Here is a 22,804-nt window from a genome sequence, read left to right as displayed (position 1 = left end):
TTTTTCAAGGAAGTCAACGTAGAGACCCCACCGGTGCCGGGCACCGACGACCAGGTCGACGTCAACTACAGCGTCGAAGAGCAGGCCTCCGGCTCGATCACCGCCAGCGTCGGTTTCGCCCAGAGCGCCGGCCTGATCCTCGGTGGTTCGATCAGCCAGAGCAACTTCCTCGGTACCGGTAACAAAGTATCCGTCGGCCTGACCCGTTCGGAATACCAGACCCGCTACAACTTCGGCTTCGTTGATCCCTACTTCACTGCCGATGGCGTCAGCCTGGGCTACAACGCCTTCTACCGCAGCACCGACTACGACGACCTCGACGTCGACGTGGCCAGCTATGCGGTGGACAGCTACGGTGCCGGCGTGAGCCTGGGCTACCCGATCAGCGAAACCTCGCGCCTGACCTACGGCCTGAGCGTGCAGCAGGACAAGATCAAGACCGGTAAGTACACCGTTGACGAGATCTTCGATTTCCTCGACCAGGAAGGCGACAACTTCCTGAACTTCAAGGCTTCGATCGGTTGGTCCGAATCGACCTTGAACAAAGGCGTGCTGGCCACCCGTGGTCACTCGCAAAGCCTGACCCTGGAATCCACCATTCCGGGCAGCGACCTGTCGTTCTTCAAGCTCGACTACCGTGGGCAGCTGTTCCAGCCGATCAGCAACGACTACACCCTGCGCCTGCACACCGAACTGGGCTATGGTGATGGTTATGGCAGTACATCGGGCCTGCCGTTCTACGAGAACTACTTCGCAGGTGGCTTCAACTCTGTCCGTGGCTTCAAGGACAGCAGCCTGGGCCCGCGCAGTACCCCGAGCCGTGGCGCGGATGATCCTAACGGCAAACCCGGTACCATCCGTGACCCGGACCAGGATCCGCTGCCGTTCGGTGGCAACGTGCTGGTTCAAGGTGGCGTCGAATTGCTGTTCCCGCTGCCGTTCGTCAAGGATCAGCGTTCGCTGCGCACGTCCGTGTTCTGGGACGTGGGTAACGTGTTCGACACCAATTGCGGCAACAAACCTGATTGCGAGAAGGTCGGCTTCTCGGGCATGGCCAGTTCGGTCGGCCTGGGTGTCACCTGGATTACCGCACTGGGCCCGCTGAGCTTCAGCCTGGCAATGCCGGTCAAGAAGCCGGACGATGCCGATACCCAGGTGTTCCAATTCTCTCTGGGCCAGACCTTCTAAGGTCGGCCCCTGCTTAATGACAACGGTTTATCCAGGAGTGCATCGTGCGTAAATTGGCTCAACTGGCCGTAGTGGCCGCGGCGCTGGTCGCCACCCCGGCTTTCGCCGAAATGAAGGTAGCCGTGCTGAACTATCAGATGGCCCTGCTCGAGTCGGATGCCGCCAAGAAGTACGCGGTCGATGCCGAGAAGAAGTTCGGCCCGCAACTGACCAAGCTGAAAAGCCTGGAAAGCAGCGCCAAGGGCATCCAGGACCGCCTGATCAAGGGCGGTGACAAGATGCAGCAGCAGGAGCGTGAGCGCCTGGAGCTCGAGTTCAAGCAAAAGGCCCGCGACTTCCAGTTCCAGTCCAAGGAGCTGAACGAAGCCAAGGCCGTCGCTGACCGCGATATGCTCAAGCAGCTGAAGCCGAAGCTGGATGGCGCCGTCGAGGAAGTGATCAAGAAAGGCGGTTTCGACCTCGTTCTCGAGCGTGGTGCGGTCATCGATGTCAAACCTCAGTACGACATCACCCGCCAGGTCATCGAGCGCATGAACCAAGCCCGTTGATATGAGTGTGACCATGACGCTAGGCCAACTGGCCGAGGCCCTCGGTGCCACCCTCAAGGGGCCCGAGGCGCTGCAGATTACCGGGCTGGCCACCTTGCAAGAGGCTGGCCCCGGTCAGTTGAGCTTCCTCGCCAACCCGCAGTACCGCAAGTACCTGGATAACTGCCAGGCGGGTGCGGTATTGCTCAAGGCCGCGGATGCCGAAAGTTTCGCTGGCAATGCCCTGATCGTGGCCGACCCCTACCAGGCGTATGCGCGTATTTCCCACCTGTTCGACCCTAAACCCAAGGCTGTGGCGGGAATCCATCCCAGCGCCGTGGTGGCTGAGGACGCGCAGGTAGACGCCAGCGCCAGCGTCGGGCCGTTCGCGGTCATCGAAAGTGGTGCACGTATCGAGGCTGATGTCAGCATCGGCGCACATTGCTTCGTCGGTGCGCGTTGCGTTGTAGGTGAGGGCGGCTGGCTGGCGCCGCGGGTTACGTTGTATCACGACGTCACCATCGGCAAGCGTGTGGTCATCCAGTCGGGTGCTGTGATCGGCGGCGAAGGCTTCGGTTTTGCCAATGAGAAGGGCATCTGGCGCAAGATTGCCCAGATTGGTGGCGTCACCATTGGTGATGACGTGGAAATCGGCGTCAATACTGCCGTTGACCGTGGTGCGCTGTCCGACACGCGGATCGGGGACGGGGTCAAGCTCGACAACCAGATCCAGATCGCCCACAACGTGCAGATCGGTGACCACACGGCTATGGCCGCTTGCGTAGGCATCTCCGGCAGTACACGCATCGGCAAGCATTGCATGCTGGCCGGCGGCGTGGGCCTGGTGGGGCACATCGATATTTGCGATAACGTATTTGTTTCCGGGATGACAATGGTAACCCGTTCGATCACCGAACCCGGTTCCTATTCATCCGGCACAGCCATGCAGCCTCTGGCTGACTGGCGCAAGAGCGCTGCGCGTATCCGCCAGCTGGATGACATGGCCAAACGTCTTCAGCAGCTGGAAAAACGCGTCGATACCGTGACCTCAGGTGGCCTGCCGACATCAGAAGGCTGATACCATTCCCTGAGCAAGAGTGAACAGTCGCTAGCTGGCTCCTCTTTGGATTGCAAAAGGAGCGTGTGGTCAGCACCTGCGCTCCCTATTCTTATTACAGGCTTCCCCCCCGAAATGATGGACATCAACGAGATTCGCGAATACCTGCCTCACCGCTACCCGTTCCTGCTGGTGGATCGTGTGACGGATCTGGACTTCGAGGCCCAGAGCATTCGTGCCTACAAGAATGTCAGCATCAACGAGCCGTTTTTCAATGGCCACTTCCCGGCGCACCCGATCATGCCGGGCGTCCTGATCATCGAAGCCATGGCCCAGGCGGCCGGCATCCTTGGTTTCAAGATGCTCGATGCCAAGCCGGCCGATGGCACCCTGTACTATTTCGTCGGTTCCGACAAACTGCGTTTCCGTCAGCCGGTACTGCCGGGTGACCAGTTGGTGCTGGAAGCCAAGTTCCTCAGCCGCAAAAGCATGATCTGGAAGTTCGAATGCCGCGCCCTGGTCGATGGCAAACCGGTTTGCTCGGCAGAAATCACCTGCGCGGAACGCTCCCTATGAATTCGATTGATCCTCGGGCCATTATCGATCCGTCGGCCAAGCTGGCCGATGGGGTCGAGGTCGGCCCTTGGTCGATCGTTGGCCCTGATGTAGAAATCGGGGAGGGCACCGTTATCGGCCCGCATGTTGTGCTCAAGGGGCCGACCCGCATTGGCAAGCACAACCGTATCTTTCAGTTTTCCTCGATCGGTGAAGACACCCCGGACCTCAAGTACAAGGGGGAGCCGACGCGCCTGGTGATTGGCGATCACAATGTGATCCGCGAAGGGGTGACCATCCACCGTGGTACTGTTCAGGACCGCGCGGAGACCACCGTGGGTGACCACAACCTGATCATGGCCTACGCCCACATTGGCCACGACAGCGTCATCGGCAACCACTGCATCCTGGTCAACAACACGGCGCTGGCCGGTCATGTGCATGTGGGTGACTGGGCGATCCTGTCCGGCTACACCCTGGTTCACCAGTACTGCCACATTGGCGCCCACGCGTTTTCCGGCATGGGTACGGCGATTGGCAAGGATGTTCCGGCTTTCGTGACGGTGTTCGGCAGCCCGGCCGAAGCCCGCAGCATGAACTTCGAAGGCATGCGCCGCCGTGGTTTCAGCGACGAGGTGATCCACGTGCTGCGTCGCTGCTACAAGATTGTCTACCGTCAGGGCCTGACCGTCGAAGACGCGCTCAAGGAGCTGGCCGAGCCGGCCGCGCAACATCCTGAGGTCGAGCTGTTCCGTCAGTCGATCGTGAGCTCCGCCCGCGGTATTACACGCTGATATGGCCCAGCTTTGCGTAGCGCTGGTCGCCGGTGAGGCCAGCGGCGATATTCTGGGTTCAGGCTTGATGCGTGCCCTCAAGGCACGTCACCCTGATGTACGTTTTATCGGCGTTGGCGGCCCTTTGATGGAAGCCGAAGGCCTGCAATCCTATTTCCCCATGGAGCGCCTGGCCGTCATGGGCCTGGTCGAAGTACTGGGGCGCCTGCGCGAGCTGCTCAAGCGCCGCAAGCTATTGATCCAGACGTTGATCGACGAAAAACCCGACGTTTTCATCGGTATCGACGCCCCGGACTTCACCCTCAATATCGAACTGAAACTGCGTCAGGCCGGCATCAAGACCGTGCACTACGTCAGCCCATCAGTGTGGGCCTGGCGGCAGAAGCGTGTGCTGAAGATTCGCGAAGGTTGCGACCTGATGCTGACGCTGTTGCCGTTTGAGGCGCGCTTCTACGAAGAGCAAGGTGTACCGGTGCGCTTTGTCGGCCACCCGCTGGCCGACACCATCCCGCTTGAAGCTGACCGCTCGGCCGCGCGTGCCGCACTGGGCCTGGGCGAAGGGCCGATAGTGGCGCTGATGCCCGGTAGCCGGGGTGGTGAAGTAGGGCGCTTGGGCGCGTTATTCCTCGATGCAGCCGAGCACCTGTGTCAGCAGGTGCCGGGTGTGCGCTTTGTGCTGCCCTGTGCCAACGCTGCGCGGCGTGCCCAGGTCGAGCACATGCTTGAAGGGCGCCAGCTGCCGCTGACCTTGCTCGATGGCCAGTCGCACCAAGCCCTGGCGGCCTGTGACGCGGTGTTGATCGCTTCGGGCACTGCGACCCTCGAAGCGCTGCTGTACAAGCGGCCGATGGTGGTGGCGTACCGCCTGGCACCGTTGACCTACTGGATTCTCAAGCGGCTGGTGAAAAGCCCCTACGTGTCGTTGCCGAACCTGCTGGCCCAACGCGAGCTGGTGCCCGAGCTGCTGCAGGACCAAGCCACCAGCCAAGCGTTGGCCAACACCCTTGCGCCGCTGGTGCGCGATGGTAGCCAACAGACCGAACGTTTCGACGAAATTCACCGCACCCTGCGCCGTGACGCCTCCAACCAGGCGGCCGAGGCGGTACTGGCCCTGCTCAAGGACCGCTGACATGCAAATTGGACTGGACTTCAACCTGGTCGAAGACCTGGTTGCCGGCGTTGACGAAGTGGGCCGTGGCCCGCTGTGCGGCGCAGTGGTTACGGCGGCAGTGATCCTCGACCCTGCGCGACCGATTCTTGGCCTGAACGATTCGAAGAAACTCACTGAGGCCAAACGCGAGGCGCTGTTCGACGAGATCTGCGAAAAGGCCCTGAGCTTCTGCATCGCCCGCGCCGAGGTCGAGGAAATCGACCGCCTGAATATCCTGCAAGCCACCATGCTGGCCATGCAACGTGCGGTGGAAGGCCTGCACATTACCCCCAAGCTGGCCTTGATCGATGGCAACCGCTGCCCGAAGCTGGCCGTGCCGGCGTCGCCTGTGGTCAAGGGCGATAGCCAGGTGCCGGCCATTGCGGCGGCATCGATCCTGGCCAAAGTAACCCGTGATCGGGAAATGAGTGCATTCGAACTGATCTACCCAGGGTATGGCATCGGCGGGCACAAGGGTTACCCGACTCCCGTGCACCTTGAGGCGCTCGCGCGCCTGGGGCCTACGCCCATTCATCGGCGTTCGTTTGCCCCGGTGCGGGCGGCGTGGGAAGCGCGTGAAGGCGTCACCGATTCCCTGATCTGACCTGCCAGGGCCGCTTCGCGGGCTTGCCCGCTGCCGCAGGTGCGGCGTCGCTGCTGATGGCAGCAATCTCTCGGTGGGAGCGGGGGTGCCCGCGAAGGGCTGCGACGCAGCCCCAAATCCCCTCCCCATTTAAGCTACAATCCCGCCCTTGTCGTTAAGCACTGCTACAGGATCTTCCATGTCGGTTCCCTTCGTTCACCTGCGCGTCCACTCCGAATTCTCGCTGGTCGACGGTCTGGTGCGGATCAAACCGCTGGCCAAGGCGCTGGCCGGGATGAACATGCCAGCGGTGGCGATCACCGACCAGAGCAACATGTGCTCGCTGGTGAAGTTCTACAAAACGGCCATGGGCGCCGGCATCAAACCGATCTGCGGTGCCGACCTGTGGCTGGCCGGTGCCGACCCGGAAGCCCCGCTGTCGCGCATTTGCTTCCTGGCCATGAACCCCCAGGGCTATCGCAACCTCACCGAATTGATCTCGCGGGGCTGGACCGACGGCCAGCGAAACGGCCTGGTCATCCTCCAGCGTGAATGGATCGCCCCCGCCAGCGAAGGCCTGATTGCCCTGTCTGCGGGCAAGGAAGGCGACATCGGCATGGCCTTGCTCAATGGTCGAGACGATGAAGCCCAAGCCCTGCTGCAAGACTGGATGGGCATGTTCCCCGAGCGCTTCTATGTAGAAGTACAGCGCACCAATCGCGCCCGCGACGAGGAATACGTGCACGCTGCGGTAGCCCTGGCCGACAAGCTTGGCGCGCCGCTGGTGGCCACCAACGACGTGCGTTTCATCAAGCAGTCGGACTTCGACGCCCACGAAACCCGTGTATGCATCGGCGAAGGCTGGACCCTCGACGACCCACGCCGCCCGCGTGGCTACAGCGACCAGCAGTACCTGAAGTCGGCCGAGGAAATGGCCGAGTTGTTCAGCGACCTGCCCGACGCCATCGCCAACACGGTCGAAATCGCCAAGCGCTGCAACATCCAGGTGCAGTTGGGCAAATACTTCCTGCCTGACTTCCCGACGCCCAACGGCATGGGCATCGACGATTACCTGCGGCATGTGTCCTACGAGGGCCTTGAAGAGCGCCTGGCGGTGCTGTGGCCGAAAGACACCACGCCCAATTACGAAGAGAAGCGCCAGGTTTACCTCGACCGCCTGAAGTTCGAGCTGGATATCATCATCCAGATGGGCTTCCCCGGTTACTTCCTGATCGTCATGGACTTCATCAAGTGGGCCAAGAACAACGATGTGCCGGTCGGCCCGGGGCGGGGGTCGGGTGCCGGCTCGCTGGTGGCCTACGTACTGAAGATCACCGACCTTGACCCGCTGGCCTATGACCTGCTATTCGAGCGCTTCCTGAACCCTGAACGTGTTTCCATGCCCGACTTCGACGTCGACTTCTGCATGGACGGCCGCGACCGGGTCATCGACTACGTGGCCGAGGCCTACGGCCGTAACGCGGTAAGCCAGATCATCACCTTCGGTACCATGGCCGCCAAGGCGGTGGTGCGTGACGTGGCGCGGGTGCAGGGCAAGTCCTACGGCCTGGCCGATCGCCTGTCGAAGATGATCCCGTTCGAAGTGGGCATGACCCTGGAGAAGGCCTACGAGCAGGAAGAAATCCTGCGCGACTTCCTCAAAAGCGACGAAGACGGCCGCGAAATCTGGGACATGGCCCTGAAGCTGGAAGGTGTGACCCGGGGTACCGGCAAGCACGCCGGTGGTGTGGTTATCGCGCCGACCAAGCTTACCGATTTTTCGCCGATCGCTTGTGATGAAGAAGGCGGTGGCCTGGTCACCCAGTTCGACAAGGATGACGTCGAGGCCGCCGGCCTGGTGAAGTTCGACTTCCTCGGCCTGCGTACCCTGACCATCATCAAGTGGGCGATGGAGATCATCAACCGCGAGCAGGCCAAGAACAACCTGCCCGACTTGAACATCGACTTCATCCCGCTGGATGACCGCAAGACCTACGAGCTGTTGCAGAAGGCCGAAACCACGGCCGTGTTCCAGCTTGAATCGCGGGGCATGAAGGAGCTGATCAAGAAGCTCAAGCCCGACTGCCTGGAAGACCTCATCGCACTGGTGGCACTGTTCCGCCCCGGCCCGCTGCAATCGGGCATGGTGGACGACTTCATCAACCGCAAGCACGGCCGCGCCGAGCTGGCCTACCCACATGCGGACTACCAGTACGAAGGCCTCAAGCCGGTACTGGCGCCCACCTACGGCATCATCCTGTACCAGGAACAGGTGATGCAGATCGCCCAGGTGATGGCAGGCTATACCCTGGGCGGCGCCGACATGCTGCGCCGGGCGATGGGTAAGAAAAAGCCCGAGGAAATGGCCAAGCAGCGCGGTGGTTTCATCGAAGGTTGCGTGGCCAACAATATCGATGCGGACCTGGCTGGTAACATCTTCGACCTGGTAGAAAAGTTCGCCGGTTACGGTTTCAACAAATCTCACTCCGCAGCCTATGGCCTGGTGTCCTACCAGACCGCCTGGCTGAAAACCCACTACCCGGCGCCATTCATGGCTGCGGTACTGTCGGCGGATATGCACAACACCGACAAGGTGGTGGTGCTGGTAGAAGAAGTTCGCAGCATGAAGTTGCGCCTGGACGCGCCAGACGTGAACTTCTCCGACTTCAAGTTCACCGTCAACAACGACGGCCGTATCGTCTACGGCCTGGGTGCCATCAAGGGCGTCGGCGAAGGCCCGGTGGAAGCAATCGTCGAGGCCCGTGCCCAGGGCGGCCCGTTCAAGGACCTGTTCGACTTCTGTGACCGCATCGATCTCAAACGGGTGAACAAGCGTACCCTCGATGCGCTGGTGCGCAGCGGCGCGCTGGACCGGCTGGGCCCGCACTTCCATGACGAGATAAAGGCCTACCAGGCCAACATCGACATCAACCGTGCGACCTTGCTCTCGGCGCTGGGTGAGGCCATCAAGGCTGCCGAGCAAGCGGCCCACACCGCTGACAGCGGTCACGTCGATCTGTTCGGCAGCATGTTCGACGAGGCGCAAGTCGACGTCTATGCCAACCACCGCAAGGTCCGCGAGCTGACCCTCAAGGAGCGCTTGAAGGGCGAAAAAGACACCCTTGGCTTGTACCTGACCGGCCACCCGATCGACGAGTACGAGACCGAGATCCGCCGCTTCGCCCGCCAGCGCATCATCGACCTCAAGCCGTCGCGCGAAACCCAGACCATCGCCGGCATGATCATCGCCTTGCGGGTGATGAAGAACAAAAAGGGCGACAAGATGGGCTTCGTTACCCTGGATGACCGCTCCGGGCGCATAGAGGCTTCCCTGTTCGCAGATGCCTACATCGCGGCACAGTCCTTGCTGCAGGCCGATGCCATGGTGGTGGTCGAAGGCGAGGTCAGCAACGACGACTTCTCCGGCGGCCTGCGCCTGCGGGTTAAGCAGGTCATGACCATGGAAGACGCACGCACCAAGCTGGCCGAGAGCCTGCGCCTGAAAGTGGCGCACGATGCCCTGAAGGGCGACCGGCTGAAGTGGCTGGGTGAGCTGATCACCCGCCATCGCGGTGCTTGCCCGATCACCCTGGAGTACACCGGCAGCGACGCCAAGGCCATGCTGCAGTTCGGCGAGCAGTGGGCGATCGACCCGGCGGACGGGCTGATTCAGGCGCTGCGTGACCAGTTCGGGCGTGAGAACGTCTTCCTGCAATATCGTTGAACCGACAAAACATTTAATCTCGACCTGAATGCGCCTGATCCCTTAAGGTATGGCGCCAAACGGATCAACCGGCCGGCCGCCTGGCCGTAGACCCAAGACGGATGACTATGAACCCGAATTTTCTCGATTTCGAACAGCCGATTGCCGACCTGCAAGCCAAGATCGAAGGCCTGCGCCTGGTAGGTAACGACAACTCGCTGAACATCAGCGATGAAATTGCCCGTCTGCAAGACAAGAGCAACACCCTGACCGAAAGCATCTTCGGCAACCTGACAAGCTGGCAGATCGCCCGCCTGGCCCGTCACCCACGTCGTCCTTATACCCTGGACTACCTGGAGCACATCTTCACCGAGTTCGAAGAGCTGCACGGTGACCGCCACTTCTCCGATGACGCTGCCATCGTAGGCGGTACCGCCCGCCTGGACGGCAAGCCAGTCATGGTCATTGGTCATCAGAAGGGCCGCGAAGTACGCGAGAAGGTGCGTCGCAACTTCGGCATGCCGCGCCCGGAAGGCTACCGCAAGGCTTGCCGCCTGATGGAGATGGCCGAGCGCTTCAAAATGCCGATCCTGACCTTCATCGACACCCCAGGTGCATACCCAGGCATCGACGCCGAGGAGCGCAACCAGAGCGAGGCAATCGCCTGGAACCTGCGCGTGATGGCGCGCCTGAAAACCCCGATCATCGCCACCGTAATCGGTGAGGGTGGTTCTGGCGGTGCACTGGCCATCGGCGTGTGCGACCAACTGAACATGCTGCAGTACTCCACCTACTCGGTGATCTCGCCGGAAGGCTGCGCTTCGATCCTGTGGAAGACTGCCGACAAAGCCGCTGACGCCGCCGAGGCAATGGGCATCACTGCCGAGCGCCTGAAGAGCTTGAACATTGTCGACAAGGTCATCCAGGAGCCGCTGGGCGGCGCCCACCGTGACCCGGCCAAGATGTCGGAAGCCATCCGTGCCGACCTGGTGCAGCAACTGGACATGCTCGGCAAGTTCGACAACGACGCGCTGCTGGCACGCCGTTACGAGCGCCTGATGAGCTACGGCCTCTGATAGCGAGATGACGGGCACCGGCTTCGCCGGTGTTCGCGGGCACGCCCGCTTGCACAGGTAATGCTCTACCCTCGGGGCTAGCGGCATACTTGTGGGAGCGGGCGTGCCCGCGAATGCTTTGTTGAATCGAGCGAGGGCTAGATGATCAACCTCAACCCCTGGCTCAATGCCCCCAACTGGTACATCGCCTACTCCGGCGGCCTCGACTCCACCGTCCTCCTGCACCTGCTGGTTGACTACGCCCGCAACCACGCGTCCCCCCCGTTGCGCGCCATTCATGTCCATCACGGCCTGCAAACCGCCGCTGACGCCTGGCCTGCCCATTGCCAAGCCATCTGCGACAATCTCGGCATCGAACTCCAGGTCATCCACGTCCAGGTCAGCCCTGGCGCGAGTGTCGAACAGGCCGCTCGCGACGCCCGCTATGCCGCTTTCAAGCAAACGCTCGGCCCTGGCGACATCCTGTTCACCGGCCAGCACCGCGACGACCAGGCTGAAACCCTGCTGTTCCGCCTGCTGCGCGGCGCCGGTCTGCGTGGCCTTGCGGCAATGCCGGGGCAGCGGGCGCTAGGGCAGGGCAGCCTGGCCAGGCCGTTGCTGGGGTGTGCCCGGCAACAGTTGCAGGACTACGCCAGCGCCCACCGGCTGGCCTGGATCGAAGACCCGTCGAACACTGACACACATTTCGCCCGCAACTACCTGCGCGGCGAGGTGTTCCCGCGCTTGCAACAACGTTGGCCACAAGCCAGTCAGAACCTCGCCCGCGCTGCAGAGCACTTGGGTGAGGCCCTGGGCCTGCTGGACGAGCTGGCCCAGGCCGACCTGGCGCGCGCGCAGGAGGGGGCACCCGCCGCGTGGTCGGCGCTACCATCGCTCGGCCTGGTTGCCCTGGCGACGCTTTCGCCGTCCCGTCAACGCAATGCCTTGCAATATTGGCTGAGCCAGCGCACCCGTTTGCCCGACACGCGGCATTGGGCTGGCTGGGCAGACCTGCGCGATGCCGGCGCCGATGCCCAGCCAGTCTGGTCGCTTGCCGATGGGCGGTTGCTGCGTAGCCAAGGGCGCGTCTGGTGGTTGAGTGGCGATTGGCTGAAGACACCCACCGGCCAGCTGGCTTGGGCTGATCCTGACGAGCCGTTGCTGTTGCCGGGCAATGGTAGTGTGCGTCTTGTTGGCGCAGGCCAGCTCGATGGGTTGCGCATCGCCTACCGCCTGGGTGGTGAAATGCTGGAGATCCCCGGCCGTGGACGGCGCGACCTCAAGCGCCTGCTCAACGAGCAGCAAGTGCCGCATTTCCTGCGTTCGCGCCTGCCGCTGCTGTATCGGGGCGAACGCCTGCTGGCAGTGGCCAACTTGCCCAGGCAGGTGCAGGCGGATTGCCAGCTGCATTGGCAGTTACCGACGAACGCGCAAGGTTTGAGCTGAAGGGTACATTCCGGTAGACTACCCTCCCTTCTTGATACAACTTCTGTGGGTTCCGCGAAAACACAGGGGTTGCCGATTACCAAGCAGTTTTTTGCTGGGCTGATTCTGGAAATGACGAGCGAGCTCCATGCCGGGGATACCCCTGGTCTGTACAGACGCGGCAGTTTTTCGAGATGCACTGTGATTGACGCAGGTGATCGGGGGCTTCGGCCTTCCTTCGCTTTCTCCGGCGGCGCTGGCCGCCTTAACGCAGACTTCTAGGGTTTTTCATGACGCGCTACATATTCGTCACGGGCGGTGTTGTTTCTTCATTGGGGAAAGGCATTGCCTCGGCTTCCCTGGCGGCCATCCTGGAAGCGCGGGGCCTGAAGGTCACCATGCTCAAGCTGGATCCGTACATCAACGTCGATCCGGGCACCATGAGCCCGTTCCAGCATGGTGAAGTGTTCGTCACCCACGATGGCGCCGAGACCGACCTCGACCTGGGCCACTACGAGCGGTTCATCCGCACCACCATGACCCAGAACAACAACTTCACCACCGGCCGTATCTACGAGCACGTTCTGCGCAAGGAGCGCCGTGGTGATTACCTGGGCGCGACCATCCAGGTCATCCCGCACATCACCGACGAAATCAAGCGTCGCATCATCAAGGGCGCCGGCGATGCCGACGTGGCCCTGGTGGAAATCGGCGGTACCGTGGGTGACATCGAGTCGCAGCCGTTCCTCGAGGCCATTCGCCAGCTGCGCGTCGAAGTGGGCTCCAAGCGTGCCATGCTGATGCACCTGACCCTGGTCCCGTACATCGCCACCGCTGGCGAAACCAAGACCAAGCCGACCCAGCACTCGGTCAAGGAGCTGCGCTCCATCGGCCTGCAGCCTGATGTGCTGATCTGCCGCTCCGACCACCCGGTCGATGCCTCGTCGCGTCGCAAGATCGCGCTGTTCACCAACGTTGAAGAGCGTGCGGTGATTTCGCTGGAAGACGTCGACACCATCTACAAGATCCCGGGCGTACTGCACGCACAGGGCCTGGACGACTTCGTCGTCGAGCGCTTCGGCCTGCAGTGCAACGGCGCCGACCTGTCCGAGTGGGACAAAGTGGTCGATGCCAAGCTCAACCCAGAGCACGAAGTGACCATTGCCATGGTCGGCAAGTACATGGAACTGCTGGATGCGTACAAGTCGCTGATCGAGGCAATGAGCCACGCCGGCATCACCAACCGCACCAAGGTCAACCTGCGCTACATCGACTCGGAAGACATCGAGAACCAGGGCACCAGCCTGCTCGAAGGCGCCGATGCCATCCTGGTGCCTGGCGGTTTCGGCCTGCGCGGCGTGGAAGGCAAGATTACCGCGGTGCAATACGCCCGTGAGAACAAGGTGCCGTACCTGGGTATCTGCCTGGGCATGCAAGTGGCGGTGATTGAGTTCGCCCGTAACGTGATGGGTTGGAAAGACGCCAACTCCACCGAATTCGACCGTAACAGCGGCCACCCTGTGGTCGGCCTGATCACCGAGTGGGCCGATGCCACCGGTGCCGTCGAGACCCGCGACGAGGCTTCCGACCTGGGCGGTACCATGCGCCTGGGTGCTCAGGACTGCCAGCTGGCTGCCGGTTCCAAGGTGCACGACTGCTACGGCAAGGACGTGATCACCGAGCGTCACCGTCACCGCTACGAAGTGAACAACAACCTGCTGCCGCAGCTGGTCGACGCAGGCCTGGTGGTTTCCGGTCGTTCCGAAGACGGCGCGCTGGTGGAAGTGGTCGAGTCCAAGGACCACCCATGGTTCGTCGCTTGCCAGTTCCACCCGGAATTCACTTCGACCCCACGTGACGGCCACCCGCTGTTCAGTGGTTTCGTCAAGGCAGCTCTGGCTCAGAAGAACAAGGCCTGATCAATGACCCAGAAGATCATTCGCGTCGGTAACATCGAGATCGCCAACGACAAGCCGTTCGTCCTGTTCGGCGGCATGAACGTCCTGGAATCCCGTGACCTGGCAATGAAGGTCTGCGAAGAGTATGTGCGGGTTACCGAAAAGCTCGGTATCCCGTATGTGTTCAAGGCCAGCTTCGACAAGGCCAACCGTTCGTCGGTGACGTCCTACCGTGGCCCAGGCATGGAAGAGGGGCTGAAGATCTTCGAAGAGATCAAGCGCACCTTCAACGTGCCGGTGATTACCGACGTACACGAGCCTTACCAGGCCGAGCCCGTCGCCAAGGTGTGCGACATCATCCAGTTGCCGGCTTTCCTGTCGCGGCAGACTGACCTGGTGGTGGCCATGGCCAAGACCGGCGCGGTGATCAACATCAAGAAGGCCCAGTTCCTCGCCCCCCAGGAAATGAAACACATCCTGGCCAAGTGCGAAGAGGCCGGTAATGACCAGTTGATCCTCTGCGAGCGTGGTTCGAGCTTCGGCTACAACAACTTGGTGGTGGACATGCTCGGCTTCGGCATCATGAAGCAGTTCGAGTACCCGGTGTTCTTCGACGTGACCCACGCCCTGCAAATGCCGGGTGGCCGCAGCGATTCGGCGGGTGGCCGCCGTGCCCAGGTCACCGACCTGGCCAAGGCCGGCATGAGTCAGGGCCTGGCCGGGCTGTTCCTCGAGGCCCACCCCGACCCGGACAACGCCAAGTGCGATGGCCCATGCGCCCTGCGCCTGGACAAACTGGAGCCGTTCCTGGCCCAGCTCAAGCAATTGGACGACCTGGTGAAAAGTTTTCCGACGGTAGAAACCGCGTAAAGCTCATTTCTCGGGTAAAGTACCGCCCGATCCACCCCTGACCAGTCGGTCAGGGGCTCCCTTCACCTGGCCTGCCCAAAGCAAGTCCGCCCGGTGAACGGCAAGAATTTCCTAAGCTAAGTTGTTTTCGTCAAATTCTGGAGTGCTTACAACAATGGCAAAAATCGTCGACATCAAAGGTCGTGAAGTTCTCGATTCGCGTGGCAACCCCACCGTGGAAGCCGATGTACTGCTCGACAACGGCATCATCGGCAGCGCTTGCGCGCCGTCCGGTGCTTCCACCGGCTCGCGCGAAGCGCTGGAGCTGCGTGATGGCGACAAGAGCCGTTACCTGGGCAAGGGCGTGCTGAAGGCCGTCGCCAACATCAACGGCCCGATCCGTGAGCTGCTGCTGGGCAAGGACCCTTCCGACCAGAAGGCCCTGGACCGCGCCATGATCGAACTGGACGGTACCGAGAACAAGGCCAAGCTGGGCGCCAACGCCATCCTGGCTGTTTCCCTGGCTGCCGCCAAAGCTGCCGCCCAGGACCAGGACCTGCCGCTGTACGCGCACATCGCCAACCTGAACGGCACTCCTGGCCAGTACTCGATGCCGGTGCCGATGATGAACATCATCAACGGTGGCGAGCACGCCGACAACAACGTCGACATCCAGGAGTTCATGGTTCAGCCGGTTGGCGCCAAGACCTTCTCCGACGGCCTGCGCATGGGTACCGAAATCTTCCACCACCTCAAAGCCGTGCTCAAGGCCCGCGGCCTGAACACCGCCGTAGGTGATGAAGGTGGTTTCGCGCCTAACCTGGCTTCCAACGAAGACGCCCTGGGCGCCATCGCCGAAGCGGTCGAAAAAGCCGGCTACAAGCTGGGCACCGACGTGACCCTGGCCCTGGACTGCGCGGCTTCCGAATTCTACGAAGACGGCAAGTACAACCTGTCCGGCGAAGGCAAGTCGTTCGACGCCGAAGGCTTCGCCGAGTACCTGAAAGGCCTGACCGAGCGCTTCCCGATCATCTCGATCGAAGACGGCCTGGACGAGTCCGACTGGGCTGGCTGGAAAATCCTCACCGACAAGATCGGTGAAAAAGTCCAGCTGGTCGGTGACGACCTGTTCGTGACCAACACCAAGATCCTCAAGGAAGGCATCGAGAAGGGTATCGGTAACTCGATCCTGATCAAGTTCAACCAGATCGGCTCGCTGACCGAAACCCTGGAAGCGATCCAGATGGCCAAGGCTGCTGGCTACACTGCAGTGATCTCGCACCGTTCCGGTGAAACCGAAGACTCGACCATTGCCGACCTGGCCGTGGGTACTGCCGCGGGTCAGATCAAGACCGGTTCGCTGTGCCGTTCCGACCGCGTTTCCAAGTACAACCAGCTGCTGCGCATCGAAGAGCAACTGGGCGCCAAAGCGGTTTACCGTGGTCGTGCCGAGTTTCGCGGCTAAGCAAGAGATGGTAAAAAGACAGCAGCCGGAGCGGTAGGAACGTTCGTACTGAACTTAACTACGTTCCAACGGGTTTCTGTCAACGAAGCCTGGCCTCGGCCAGGCTTCGTGCTATTCGAGGCCCCGTAAAAAAGTATGCGGCAGCCTTTTTAACCTGGATAACGTGATGCGCAGTCCCTATTGGGTGTTCCTCGTTCTGCTCCTGCTGCTGGGTGGCCTGCAGTACCGCCTGTGGGTGGGTAACGGCAGCCTGGCGCAAGTGACCGAGCTGAAGCAGCAGATTGCCGACCAGCATGCCGAAAACGAGCGCTTGCTTGAGCGTAACCGCGTGCTCGATGCCGAAGTGCTGGAGCTGAAAAAAGGCATGGAGACCGTTGAAGAACGGGCTCGCCATGAATTGGGGATGGTCAAAGAGGGCGAAACCCTCTTCCAGTTGCCACAGAAATGATCAATACCTTGCCGGCCTTCTGGGCCGTGATTCCTGCTGCGGGCGTTGGTGCCCGCATGGCTGCCGACCGCCCCAAGCAATACCTGGAGCTGGCTGGGCAGACCCTTCTCGAGCACAGCCTCGATTGTTTTCTTGGCCACCCGGCGCTTGCAGGGGTGGTAGTCAGCATTGCCGATGACGACCCGTATTGGCCTGGCCTGCGCTACGCCAGCGACCCGCGCATCCAGCGCGCGGCAGGTGGGCGTGAGCGCGCTGACTCGGTGCTCAACGCCTTGCTGGTGCTGCATGCCCAAGGGGCCTCGGACAGCGATTGGGTACTGGTGCACGATGCCGCGCGGCCAAACCTGGCGCGCAGCGACCTGGACAAGCTGTTGTCGGAATTGGCAGACGACCCGGTGGGTGGCCTGCTGGCGGTGCCGGCGCGCGATACCCTCAAGCGTGCCGATGGCAATGGCCGGGTGAGCGCTACCGTGGACCGCAGCACCATCTGGCAGGCGTATACGCCGCAGATGTTCCGCCTGGGTGCGTTGCACCGTGCGTTGGCCGAGTGCCTGGTGTCGGATGTCGTGGTGACCGATGAGGCTTCGGCCATCGAGTGGTCCGGTCAAGCGCCGCGGCTGGTTGAAGGGCGAAGTGACAACATCAAGGTGACCCGGCCGGAAGACTTGGAGTGGTTGCGCCAGCGTTGGGCAGGGCGTCGCTAAGGCTTTGGACCAGTGCTGGCTTCTTCACGGGCATGCCCGCGAAAGGGCCAGTACAAGCAGCGCACTCCTTCAGCCGAGACGATATTCCGGCAACCCCGCCAACCCTTCCTTCAGGTAATCCACCAACCGCCGTACCTTCGGCGAAAGGTGCCGCTGCTGCGGATATAGCGCCCATACCGCTGTATTTGGTGGCTGGTGCGCCTCTAGCAGTGACACCAGCGCACCGTTGTTCAGGTGTTCCAGCACGTAATAATCCGGCAGTTGGCACAACCCTATCCCTTGCAACGCCGCATCCAGCACCGCCTGCCCACTGTTGCAGCGCCAATTGCCCTGCACCCGCTGGCTGATTTCACGGCCATCCTGCTGCAGCGCCCACAAATCCGAACTGCCCACCAGGCAATTGTGCCGCGCCAGCTCCGAAAGGCTGTGTGGTCGGCCATAGCGCTCGAGATAGGCCGGCGAGGCGCACAGGTACATGCGCCTGGGTGCCAGGCGGGTGGCCACCAGCCGAGAGTCGGCCAGCCTGCCCAGGCGGATGGCCAGGTCCATGCCTTCATGCAGCAGGTCGAGGGTATGGTTGCTTAGTTCCACATCCACCCGCAGTTGCGGATACAGCGCCATGAACCGCGTTACCAGTGGCACGATGAAGCGCTCGCCATAGGCTACCGCGCAGGTCATGCGCAGCAAACCCTTGGGCTCGCTGGCCAGGTCGCCCATGGCGCGCAGGGCTTCCTCGCGGCCATCCTGCAGGCGCTGGCAATGCTGCAGAAAGGTTTGCCCGGCCTCGCTCAGGGTTACCCGGCGGGTGCTGCGGTACAGCAGGCGCGTCTGCAGGCGCTCCTCCAGGCGAGCGATCTGCCGGCTGATATGTGACGAAGATACTCCCAGCCGTTCAGCGGCCGCGGTGAACTGGCCTGATTCGGCTACGGCGACGAATTCGTCGATGCCTTCCCAGCGGCTGCTCATTGATTATCCCTGTATGGCAATAATGTTTTGTCTTTGCCCGGATTATTCATCAAAAGCGGCTGAATTACACTGCAAGTCTGAATCGACCCTCTGTCTGGAGACCTTTGATGATCAAGTCCCGTGCTGCCGTAGCCTTCGAGGCCAAGAAACCCCTGGAAATCGTCGAAGTCGACGTGGCCATGCCCAAGGCCGGTGAAGTGCTGCTGCGCGTGGTCGCCAGCGGTGTTTGCCATACCGACGCCTACACCCTGTCCGGGGCGGACCCGGAGGGTATCTTCCCGTCGATTCTCGGCCACGAAGGCGGCGCGATCGTCGAAGCGGTAGGCGAGGGCGTGACCTCGGTTGCCGTGGGTGACCACGTGATCCCGCTGTATACCCCGGAATGCGGCAAGTGCAAGTTCTGCCTCTCGGGCAAGACCAACCTGTGTCAGGCCATTCGTGCCACCCAGGGCAAAGGCCTGATGCCGGACGGCACCACGCGTTTCTCGTACAAGGGCCAGCAGCTGTTCCACTACATGGGCACGTCGACCTTCTCCGAGTACACCGTGCTGCCGGAAATCTCCGTAGCCAAAATCCAGAAGGAAGCCCCCCTGGAAAAGGTCTGCCTGCTGGGCTGTGGCGTCACCACCGGTATCGGCGCGGTGCTCAACACCGCCAAGGTCAAGCCGGGTGACACCGTGGCCATCTTCGGCCTCGGCGGTATCGGCCTGTCGGCGGTGATCGGTGCGGTCAAGGCCAACGCCTCGCGTATCATCGCCATCGACATCAACCCGGCCAAGTTCGAAATCGCCCGTCAACTGGGTGCCACCGACTGCGTCAACCCGAAAGACTACGACCGCCCGATCCAGGAAGTGATTGTCGACCTCACCGACGGTGGCGTGGACTTCTCCTTCGAGTGCATCGGCAACGTACAACTGATGCGCGCGGCCCTGGAATGCTGCCACAAGGGCTGGGGCGAGTCGGTGATCATTGGTGTGGCGGGTGCCGGCCAGGAAATCGCCACCCGTCCGTTCCAGCTGGTTACCGGCCGGGTATGGCGCGGTTCGGCGTTCGGCGGCGTGCGAGGCCGCAGCGAGCTGCCAAGCTACGTGGAAATGTCCGAGAAGGGCGAAATCCCGCTGGACACCTTCATCACCCACACCATGGGCCTGGAAGACATCAACAAGGCCTTCGACCTGATGCATGAAGGTAAGAGCATCCGTAGCGTGATCCACTTCTGAGGTACGCCATGAGCCTGGATAACATCTCCTGCCAGAAGAGCTTCGGCGGCTGGCACAAGCGTTACCGGCATCACTCCAAGGTGCTGGGTTGCGACATGGTGTTCGCCGTGTACCTGCCGCCGCAGGCTGAACAGGGTGAGAAGCTGCCGGTGCTGTACTGGCTCAGTGGCCTCACCTGTACCGACGAGAACTTCATGCAGAAGGCCGGCGCTCAGCGCCTGGCCGCCGAGCTTGGGCTGATCATCGTCGCCCCCGACACCAGCCCGCGTGGCGAGCAGGTGCCGGGCGACCCGGATGGCGCGTGGGACTTCGGCCTTGGGGCCGGCTTCTACCTCAACGCCACCCAGCAGCCCTGGGCCCAGCATTACCGCATGCATGACTATGTGGTACAGGAGTTGCCAGCCCTGATCGAAGCGCACTTCCCGGCGTCGGGCGAGCGCAGCATCAGCGGCCACTCCATGGGCGGGCATGGCGCGCTGGTGTGCGCCTTGCGCAACCCAGGGCGCTACCGTTCGGTGTCGGCGTTTTCCCCCATCAGCAACCCGATGGATTGCCCGTGGGGCGAGAAAGCTTTCAGCCGCTACCTGGGTGAAGATCGGGCGCGCTGGCGCGAGTGGGATGCCAGCGTGTTGCTGGCCGAAACCCCTGCTGGCGAGTGCCCGCCGTTGCTGGTTGACCAGGGCGACCGTGACGACTTTCTCGAGAAACAGCTCAAGCCCGAAGCGCTGGAGCAGGCCGCACGCAAAGGGGGCCATGCACTGACCCTGCGCCTGCAGCCGGGCTATGACCATAGCTACTACTTCATTGCCAGCTTCATCGAGGAGCACCTGCGCCATCATGCGGTGGCACTGGGGCGGGTGTAGCACCCTGGGCCAAAAGCCGCCAAACCCGCTGCAAAGCAGGTAGAATCACGCCCTGACTCATTCAGGGCGTTTTTCTATGCGTATTGGCCATGGCTACGATGTGCACCGTTTCTGCGACGGTGATTTCATTACCTTGGGCGGGGTGCGTATCCCCCACAAATACGGCCTGCTGGCCCACTCCGACGGCGACGTGCTGCTGCACGCCCTGAGCGATGCCTTGCTGGGCGCCGCGGCGCTGGGCGACATCGGCAAGCACTTCCCCGACACAGACCCGCAGTTCAAGGGGGCCGACAGCCGAGCGCTGCTGCGCCATGTGGTCGGCATCGTCAGGGCCAAGGGCTGGAAGGTCGGCAATGTTGACGCCACCATCGTCGCGCAGGTGCCGAAGATGGCCCCGCACATCGAGACCATGCGCCAGCTGATCGCCGAAGACCTGCAGGTCGAGCTCGACCAGGTCAACGTCAAGGCCACCACGACTGAAAAGCTGGGCTTCACCGGCCGCGAGGAGGGGATTGCCGTGCATTCGGTCGCCCTGCTGCTGCCAGCATGACCGAACTGGAACTGCTGGGCCCGCGCGCATCGGGCGAACCGTTGGGCACCGCCGTACTCAAGGCGGTGGCCGAGGATTTCCAGGTCGACGAAGTGCTGGATATCCCCCTGTCGGGGCAGGGCGAGCACCTGTGGCTGTGGGTCGAGAAGCGTGACCTGAACACTGAAGAGGCCGCCCGCCGCCTGGCCCGTGCCGCAGGCGTGCCCGTGCGCAGCATCAGCTATGCCGGCCTGAAGGACCGCCAGGCGCTGACCCGCCAGTGGTTCAGCCTGCACCTGCCGGGCAAGGCCGACCCGGACCTGTCGCGGGCCGAGGATGCCAGCCTGCGTGTGCTCAAGCAGGTGCGCCACCTGCGCAAGCTCCAGCGCGGCGCGCATTCGGCCAACGGTTTTACCCTGCGCCTGACGGCTCTGGCAGCCGATCACCAGGCGCTGGACACGCGCCTGGAACAGCTGAAGCAGAACGGTGTGCCCAACTATTTTGGCACCCAGCGCTTCGGCCACGGCGGTGGTAACGTGCATGACGCCCTCGAGTGGGCTGCCCGCAAGGCTTTGCCTGAGCAGCGCAACGTGCGTTCGCGGCTGCTTTCGGCTGGGCGCAGCTTCCTGTTCAATCAACTGCTGGCTGCGCGTGTCGCTGACGGCAGCTGGGCTCGCGCCCAGGTCGGCGACCTGCTGGCGTTCACTGACAGCCGTAGTTTTTTCCCGGCCGGTGAGGCGGAATGTGCCGACCCGCGCCTGGCGATTCTCGATCTGCACCCGACTGGCCCTATGTGGGGCGAGGGCGCCTCGCCTGCTGGCGCAGCCACTGCCCAGCTGGAAAACGCCGTTGGCGCACGGCAGCCGGCACTTTGCCAGTGGTTGGCCCAGGCGGGCATGGATCACGAACGGCGAATTCTGCGGCTCCCTATTAGCGGCCTGACGTGGCATTATCCCGAGCCTGATATCCTGCAACTGGAATTCGTCCTGCCGGCCGGATGCTTCGCCACCGTGGTGGTGCGTGAAGTCGTGGATCTGGTGTCGGCAGGGCAGACGGACAGCCCATGCGTATTCTGATTTCGAACGACGACGGTGTTACCGCACCCGGCATCGCCGCGTTGCACGCTGCGCTGGCGGATTACGCCGAGTGCGCGGTGATCGCCCCGGATCAAGACAAGAGCGGCGCCAGCAGTTCGCTGACGCTGGACCGGCCACTGCACCCGCAGACCCTGGCCAACGGCTTCATCAGCCTCAACGGCACGCCAACCGACTGTGTGCACCTGGGGCTCAATGGGTTGTTGCCACAGGCGCCAGACATGGTCGTGTCGGGGATCAACCTCGGTGCCAACCTGGGCGACGACGTGCTGTATTCGGGTACGGTCGCTGCGGCGTTGGAAGGCCGTTTCCTCGGCGGTACCTCGCTGGCGTTCTCGCTGTTGTCGCGCCAGCCGGACAACCTGCCGACCGCTGCCTATATCGCCCGTCGATTGGTCGAGGCACAGTCGCGCCTGGCGTTGCCGCCCCGCACCGTACTCAACGTCAATATCCCCAACTTGCCGCTGGAGCACATCCGTGGCATCCAGCTCACCCGCCTCGGTCATCGGGCGCGGGCGGCGGCGCCGACCAAGGTGGTCAACCCGCGCGGCAAGGAAGGCTACTGGATTGCCGTGGCCGGTGATGCCGAGGATGGGGGGCCGGGCACCGACTTCCACGCGGTCATGCAGGGCTACGTATCGATCACCCCGCTGCAACTCGATCGCACCTTCAATGATGCCTTCGAGCAGCTCGACGGTTGGCTGGAGGGCCTGCTCTGATGCGCGAGGACG

The 22,804-nt window shown here is 62.4% G+C and carries 21 protein-coding genes; 20 read left to right on the top strand and 1 reads right to left on the bottom strand.

Features of this window, described 5'->3' with window-relative positions:
* From bamA to ispD, 15 genes are all read left to right on the top strand, one after another.
* The coding region (bamA, locus tag APH35_RS17530) for an outer membrane protein assembly factor BamA (protein WP_082425818.1) at positions 1 to 1,188 on the top strand (1,188 nt) is incomplete at its 5' end.
* Positions 1,189 to 1,232: 44 nt separating this feature from the next.
* The gene (locus APH35_RS17525) at positions 1,233 to 1,736 is read left to right on the top strand and encodes an OmpH family outer membrane protein (protein WP_012270843.1); all 504 of its coding nucleotides are present in this window, start codon (positions 1,233 to 1,235) and stop codon (positions 1,734 to 1,736) included.
* Between the two features lies 1 nt (position 1,737).
* Complete coding sequence (gene lpxD / locus APH35_RS17520; protein ID WP_060515198.1) at positions 1,738 to 2,793, top strand: UDP-3-O-(3-hydroxymyristoyl)glucosamine N-acyltransferase; 1,056 nt, start codon at positions 1,738 to 1,740, stop codon at positions 2,791 to 2,793.
* Between the two features lie 114 nt (positions 2,794 to 2,907).
* Complete coding sequence (fabZ, locus tag APH35_RS17515; protein ID WP_003252314.1) at positions 2,908 to 3,348, top strand: 3-hydroxyacyl-ACP dehydratase FabZ; 441 nt, start codon at positions 2,908 to 2,910, stop codon at positions 3,346 to 3,348.
* Positions 3,345 to 4,121, top strand: a complete 777-nt coding sequence (lpxA, locus tag APH35_RS17510; protein ID WP_012270845.1) for an acyl-ACP--UDP-N-acetylglucosamine O-acyltransferase — start codon at positions 3,345 to 3,347, stop codon at positions 4,119 to 4,121. The genes fabZ and lpxA overlap by 4 nt, the downstream gene beginning before the upstream one ends.
* Position 4,122: 1 nt before the next feature.
* On the top strand, positions 4,123 to 5,250 hold the full coding sequence (lpxB, locus tag APH35_RS17505) for a lipid-A-disaccharide synthase (RefSeq protein WP_060515197.1): 1,128 nt from the start codon (positions 4,123 to 4,125) through the stop codon (positions 5,248 to 5,250).
* 1 nt (position 5,251) lies between these two features.
* Complete coding sequence (gene rnhB / locus APH35_RS17500) at positions 5,252 to 5,875, top strand: ribonuclease HII (protein WP_012270847.1); 624 nt, start codon at positions 5,252 to 5,254, stop codon at positions 5,873 to 5,875.
* Positions 5,876 to 6,053: 178 nt separating this feature from the next.
* Positions 6,054 to 9,578 (top strand): DNA polymerase III subunit alpha, encoded by a 3,525-nt coding sequence (gene dnaE, locus APH35_RS17495; RefSeq protein WP_060515196.1) that lies wholly within the window; start codon positions 6,054 to 6,056, stop codon positions 9,576 to 9,578.
* Between the two features lie 107 nt (positions 9,579 to 9,685).
* A complete protein-coding gene (locus APH35_RS17490; protein WP_041166396.1) occupies positions 9,686 to 10,633 on the top strand; it encodes an acetyl-CoA carboxylase carboxyltransferase subunit alpha in 948 nt (315 codons plus the stop codon).
* A 141-nt stretch (positions 10,634 to 10,774) separates the two neighbouring features.
* On the top strand, positions 10,775 to 12,058 hold the full coding sequence (gene tilS, locus APH35_RS17485; RefSeq protein ID WP_060515195.1) for a tRNA lysidine(34) synthetase TilS: 1,284 nt from the start codon (positions 10,775 to 10,777) through the stop codon (positions 12,056 to 12,058).
* Between the two features lie 269 nt (positions 12,059 to 12,327).
* Positions 12,328 to 13,956, top strand: coding sequence for a CTP synthase (locus APH35_RS17480; RefSeq protein WP_012270851.1), 1,629 nt, complete (start codon positions 12,328 to 12,330; stop codon positions 13,954 to 13,956).
* Positions 13,957 to 13,959: 3 nt separating this feature from the next.
* Positions 13,960 to 14,805 (top strand): 3-deoxy-8-phosphooctulonate synthase, encoded by an 846-nt coding sequence (gene kdsA / locus APH35_RS17475; RefSeq protein WP_012270852.1) that lies wholly within the window; start codon positions 13,960 to 13,962, stop codon positions 14,803 to 14,805.
* 154 nt (positions 14,806 to 14,959) lie between these two features.
* Positions 14,960 to 16,249, top strand: a complete 1,290-nt coding sequence (eno, locus tag APH35_RS17470) for a phosphopyruvate hydratase (RefSeq protein WP_012270853.1) — start codon at positions 14,960 to 14,962, stop codon at positions 16,247 to 16,249.
* Positions 16,250 to 16,415: 166 nt separating this feature from the next.
* Complete coding sequence (gene ftsB, locus APH35_RS17465) at positions 16,416 to 16,697, top strand: cell division protein FtsB (RefSeq protein WP_012270854.1); 282 nt, start codon at positions 16,416 to 16,418, stop codon at positions 16,695 to 16,697.
* Complete coding sequence (ispD, locus tag APH35_RS17460) at positions 16,694 to 17,401, top strand: 2-C-methyl-D-erythritol 4-phosphate cytidylyltransferase (RefSeq protein ID WP_012270855.1); 708 nt, start codon at positions 16,694 to 16,696, stop codon at positions 17,399 to 17,401. The genes ftsB and ispD overlap by 4 nt, the downstream gene beginning before the upstream one ends.
* A gap of 69 nt (positions 17,402 to 17,470) precedes the next feature.
* Here ispD and APH35_RS17455 read toward each other — a convergent pair whose 3' ends face one another.
* Entirely contained in the window at positions 17,471 to 18,367 is an 897-nt protein-coding gene (locus APH35_RS17455; protein ID WP_012270856.1) for a LysR substrate-binding domain-containing protein, read from the bottom strand.
* Between the two features lie 107 nt (positions 18,368 to 18,474).
* Here APH35_RS17455 and APH35_RS17450 point away from each other — a divergent pair, with 107 nt between their 5' ends.
* The 5 genes from APH35_RS17450 (at position 18,475) to surE (ending at position 22,792) form a co-directional block, all read left to right on the top strand.
* Positions 18,475 to 19,587 (top strand): S-(hydroxymethyl)glutathione dehydrogenase/class III alcohol dehydrogenase, encoded by a 1,113-nt coding sequence (locus tag APH35_RS17450; protein ID WP_060515194.1) that lies wholly within the window; start codon positions 18,475 to 18,477, stop codon positions 19,585 to 19,587.
* An 8-nt stretch (positions 19,588 to 19,595) separates the two neighbouring features.
* Positions 19,596 to 20,450, top strand: a complete 855-nt coding sequence (gene fghA / locus APH35_RS17445; protein ID WP_012270858.1) for an S-formylglutathione hydrolase — start codon at positions 19,596 to 19,598, stop codon at positions 20,448 to 20,450.
* Between the two features lie 76 nt (positions 20,451 to 20,526).
* A complete protein-coding gene (ispF, locus tag APH35_RS17440) occupies positions 20,527 to 21,000 on the top strand; it encodes a 2-C-methyl-D-erythritol 2,4-cyclodiphosphate synthase (RefSeq protein WP_060515193.1) in 474 nt (157 codons plus the stop codon).
* A complete protein-coding gene (truD, locus tag APH35_RS17435) occupies positions 20,997 to 22,055 on the top strand; it encodes a tRNA pseudouridine(13) synthase TruD (protein ID WP_060515192.1) in 1,059 nt (352 codons plus the stop codon). The genes ispF and truD overlap by 4 nt, the downstream gene beginning before the upstream one ends.
* On the top strand, positions 22,043 to 22,792 hold the full coding sequence (surE, locus tag APH35_RS17430) for a 5'/3'-nucleotidase SurE (RefSeq protein WP_012270861.1): 750 nt from the start codon (positions 22,043 to 22,045) through the stop codon (positions 22,790 to 22,792). The genes truD and surE overlap by 13 nt, the downstream gene beginning before the upstream one ends.
* Positions 22,793 to 22,804 lie beyond the last annotated feature (12 nt).

The sequence above is a fragment of the Pseudomonas sp. NBRC 111132 genome (genome assembly GCF_001320565.1).
Lineage (GTDB): Bacteria > Pseudomonadota > Gammaproteobacteria > Pseudomonadales > Pseudomonadaceae > Aquipseudomonas > Aquipseudomonas putida_P.
This window is presented reverse-complemented; position numbering and strand designations above follow the sequence as displayed.